2 protein-coding genes and 1 pseudogene are annotated in these 4,451 nt (G+C 73.6%); 1 reads left to right on the top strand and 2 read right to left on the bottom strand.

Annotated features, from left to right (window positions below; genetic code table 11):
• The coding region (locus QOL99_RS15305) for a translocation/assembly module TamB domain-containing protein (RefSeq protein ID WP_285525093.1) at positions 1–2,998 on the top strand (2,998 nt) is incomplete at its 5' end.
• 374 nt (positions 2,999–3,372) lie between these two features.
• On the opposite strand, the gene QOL99_RS15300 is transcribed toward QOL99_RS15305, so the two are convergent.
• Together QOL99_RS15300 and QOL99_RS15295 are read right to left on the bottom strand one after the other, a co-directional pair.
• Positions 3,373–3,831, bottom strand: coding sequence for a hypothetical protein (locus QOL99_RS15300; protein ID WP_285525091.1), 459 nt, complete (start codon positions 3,829–3,831; stop codon positions 3,373–3,375).
• Positions 3,832–4,004: 173 nt separating this feature from the next.
• Positions 4,005–4,451 (bottom strand): annotated as a pseudogene (locus QOL99_RS15295) (ABC-F family ATP-binding cassette domain-containing protein); the annotation flags it as partial.

The following is a 4,451-nucleotide window of genomic DNA, read 5'->3' as shown; positions in this document are numbered from 1 at the left end:
CGAGGCCAGCCTGCGTTCGGCCGACCTCGACGTGACCGACGGCGAGCGCACCGGGCAGGTCACCTGGACCGGCGACGTGCTGCGGGCCGAATTGCCGGGCCTGGACCTGGGGCGGCTGAACCTGGAGGGCGTGACGGGCCGCCTCACCGCGAGCGGCACGGCGAACACCGCGAGCGGCGAGGGCCGGGTGGCCCTGCGGGTGACCGACGTGACCACCACCTATGAGGTGCCCTACCTGGGCCTGACCCTGGGGGGCGACCTCACTGGGGAGGTGACGCTGGCAGGCGGACGCCCCAGCCTCACCGCCAGCGCCGCGCTCCCCACCGGGACGCTGAACCTGACGGCGGCGCAGGGAGAGGGCGGCTGGACCGGCCGCCTCAGCGGGAGCGTGCGGCGGGGGGACGGCACCCTCACGGCGGACGTGACCGCCGGAACGGGCGGCCTGACCGGAACGCTGGCGGCGGCCCGCTACCCCCTGAACCTGCCGGGCCTGAGCGCGGCTGGAGAGGCTGGAGAGGCCGGGGAGGAGGTGCGGCTGAACGGCACGGTGACCCTGGGGGGACAGACCTTCACGGCGGACCTCAGCGCGGTGAACACCGTGGGCACCGCCCGCGTGACGGGCACGGGCGGGCTGGCCGACGTGCTGCCCGCGCTGGAGGCGCTGGGGACGGTCCGCCCCACCGGGGAGGGCTACCGCCTGCGGGCACGGCTGGACGAGGTGGAACTCGCCGAACTCGCGCTGGCGCCCGGCCTGGCAGGCCGGGTCAGCGGCGAGGCGACCCTGAACGACGGCGGCGGCACGGTCGTCCTGACCAGCCCGGCCCTGACCCTGGGCCCCAAGCAACTCGGCGCCCGCGTGGAGGGCACCCTGATCGGCGGGGACTGGCGCCTGCGCGGGTTCCTGGGCGAGAGCGACTTCCTGGCCTCGCTGACGGGCGGCGTCCTCAGCGGGCAGGCCACCCTGCAGGCGCTGCCGCTGGGGGCGCTGACCACGGCGGTGACGGGCACCCCGGTCGGCGAGGGCGTGGTGACGGGCGTGGCCCGCTTCCGGGTGCCGCTGGCCGACCCGCTGGCGGGCAGCGCCACCGTCGTCGCCGAGCGCATCCGGGTGACCGCCGTCACGGGGACCGGACCGCAGGCCGTCACGGAAACCTTGACCGGGACGGGCACGCTGGACTACGCCGACCGGGAATTGCGGAATGTCAACATCCAGCTCGCCGGGGCCGGGACCTGGGACGTGCGCGGCGGTTATACCCGCGAGCGGGTGGACCTGCAGGCCCGCTTTGGCGGCACCACCTTTACCCCGGTGCTGCGGCTCCTGCCGGGGCTGGCCGGGCTGGACCCCAGCCTCAAGGGGACCGTCACCCTGTCGGCGGCGGGCACCTACGACCGCCCGCGCGGGCTGCTGCGGGCCCAGAACCTCGCCGGAAGCGTGGCGGGCCTGAGCGTGCAGGTGCCGGCGCTGGAGGGCGACCTGCCCGACTCCGGCGCCTTCACGGCGGGCGGGCGCGTCCTGACCGGCGGCGTGCTGGGCAGCGACGGCACCCTGGAGGTGCGCGGGCAGCTCAGCCTGGGTCGCCTGTCGGGAACGGCCGCCACCTTCCGGGGGCTGCTCGCGCCGCAGGCACTGGGGGCGCTGCCGGACAGTGTGGTGACTGTCACCCAGGCCGAGGGCGACCGCTGGACCGTGGAGGCGAGCAGCCGCACGCCCGCCACCGCCGCTGGCCCGGCCGGAACCCTGCAACTGACCGGGGCGCTGACCCCCCGCCTCGACCTCACGCTGACCGCGCAGGGCTACACGCTGCCCATCTCGGTGATCTCGGCGCGGGACAGCAGCCTCGACGCCGACCTGCGGCTCCTCGACGACGGCAGCGTCGTGCGGGTGAGCGGCGCGGCCTCCTTCGCGCGGCTGGTGCTGGGGCGCACAGACGCCGTGGCGACCATCCCGCCGCCCGGCCAGAGCACCTCGGGCACAGATGGCCGCCCCACCGACAATTTCCCCTCGCCGCTGCCGCCCGAGTACACGACCTTCCCGCCGCCCGCCGGGGAGGAGGGGGGGAACGTGCCCGCCCCGGTCCGGCCCTTCCTGGAACGGCTGGTCTTCGAGGACATCCCCATCCGCGCGCCCGGCGGCATCCGCGTGGACGAGGCGCTCGCGCGGGCCGAGTTCGGCGGCGGGCTGGTGCTGTCGGGCACGGGGGCGCGGCCCCGGCTGACGGGCGAGATCGTCGCCGAGCGCGGCAGCCTCTTCCTGCGCGAGAACGAGTTCACGCTGCGCGAGGGCCGCGTCACCTTCGCCGGGGACGGGCTGTATCCCTCCTTCGCGCTGAACGCCGCCGGAACGGTCGCCGCCGTGACCACCCGGCAGCGGGTGCCGGTGGTGCTCGACGTGCGCGGGCAGTTCGAGCCGCAGCCCAGCGGCCAGAGCGTCCTGAACCTCCAGACCACCCTCGGCTGCGCCCCCGGCGCGAACGGGAATTGCGCCGACCCCCTGACCCGCGCGCCCTACACCGAGGCGCAGCTGTACGCGCTGGTGGCGACCGGGGTGCCCAACCTCGACGCGCTGCCGGAGAACCTCGCGTCGCTGGGGGCCAGTGCCCTGCAGACCGCGCTGAACATCTTCGTGCTGGGCGAGCTGGAGCGGAACGTGGCCCGGGCGCTGGGGCTGGACGTGTTCCGGCTGACGCCCAACCTCGCGGCGGACGGCGGCGAGTTCGGGGCGACGATCACGCTGGGGTCGTACCTCACCCGCGACCTTTACCTGCAGTATCAGGTGGACCTGACGGGCGAGGGCCTGCTGGACGCGACCTACACCACGCCCGACGGCCGCCTGTCCTTTCAGGTCAGCACGCCGCTGGGCCTGGGCCTTCAGGCGGTGCGGCCCTCCATCAGCGCGGCGTACAACTTCGGCCCGCGCAGCAGCGTGAGCGTGGGGGTCGCCAACGACGAGGACAGCACGACCTTCCGGTTCGGGGTGACCTACCGCTTCGGGAGGTAGCGGCCAGCTTCCAGCGGTCCGCCGCCAGAAAAGCAGACGCCCCAGGCTGAGGCCGGGGCGTTTTTGCTGGAAGCTGGGTGCTGGNACGACGAGGACAGCACGACCTTCCGGTTCGGGGTGACCTACCGCTTCGGGAGGTAGCGGCCAGCTTCCAGCGGTCCGCCGCCAGAAAAGCAGACGCCCCAGGCTGAGGCCGGGGCGTTTTTGCTGGAAGCTGGGTGCTGGCGGCTGGAAGCTTAGAGCATTTGACAGAATGACGGCCCCCGGGGAAGGGCGCCCCAGGTGCCTCCATTCTGCCCAATGCTCTTCTTCAACTCGCTCGCTTCGCTCGGCCAACGAATGCGGAAACCCACCGCATTCTTATGGCAAATGCTCTAGCGGCTGACCGCCCCGCTCACCCGGGGCTCCAGCGCGTACAGCGCCACCACCGCGACCAGCGTGCCCACCCAGCCGGGGGCCGAGCCGAGGTCGAGTTCGAAGGTGCGGCCCAGCACCGTGCTGCCGAGCTGCCCGCTGAGCCGCTCGCCCTGCTGCTGCGCGACGATGTTCCAGCCCACGATGGGTTCCCCGAGGAAACCAGTCACCCGGTCCACGCCGCGCAGCACCAGCTTCTGGCCGCCGACGTTGCCGCGCAGCTCGCCGTCTTCGAGTTCGATGCGCACGCTCTCGTTGCCGACCGTGCCCTGCACGCCGCGCTCGGTGATCTCGAGGTCGATGTCCTTGCCGTACAGCCCGCCGCCCGCGCGGCCCGAGATGCGGTCGCCGTCGATGGCGCAGCGGACACCGAAGCCGTCCGCACCGCCGAGGCGGCCCTTGATCAGGTCTTCACTCATGCCGGGGAGTATAGCGGGGTGGGGCACCCACGCGCGGGGAGTGGGCAGAAGGCGGGAATCGGAGCCTCCTACGGATTCCGATGGAACCGTTGACGAAGTGATGGGGGGCCGAGCGGAGGCGAGCAGGAGACAGGGCGGGTTCCGGAAGGAAAGACATTGGACGGCAGTCCGGATCAGCCCAGGCTCAGGTCTCTGCCGAAGACCCCACGGTCCACCCTCCCCTTTGCACCCACAGTTCCCATCCGCTCGAAATACTCCCGCCGCCGCAGCAGCGGCCCGCCGTCCCCCAGCCGCGCCCGGCCCACGTTCCAGCGCTCGAAGAGAATCCGCAGCGCTCCTCCCAGCAGCGCCGCCCCGTACCACGCGGGCGGCGGGGCCGAGAAGCGCAGCGTCTCGCCGTCCCAGGCGAGGTGGGGGCAGGTCTCGTCGCGGGCGGCCCAGAACATCCCGCCCCCCCTTCCCGCGGCCCAGTCGCCCAGCCGCTGCCCCCGCACCCGCAGCGGTCCCTCGCGCACCTCGGCGTCGTACTGCGGGGCGGCGTAGGCCTCGGCGTAGAGGCCGTACAGCTGCGCCTGAAGCTGGTGCGCCTGCGCCCGCAAGCGGGCCTCCTCGCGGCCGGT

It is taken from the genome of Deinococcus rhizophilus, from assembly GCF_030271215.1.
GTDB lineage: Bacteria > Deinococcota > Deinococci > Deinococcales > Deinococcaceae > Deinococcus > Deinococcus rhizophilus.
Note: the sequence above shows the minus strand (reverse complement) of the source record. Positions and strands in the feature narration are given on the sequence as shown.

What these genes read in the sequence shown, in the direction of transcription:
- QOL99_RS15300 (WP_285525091.1), bottom strand. Translation starts at nt 3,831, where the DNA reads ATGAGTGAAGACCTGATCAAGGGCCGCCTCGGCGGTGCGGACGGCTTC.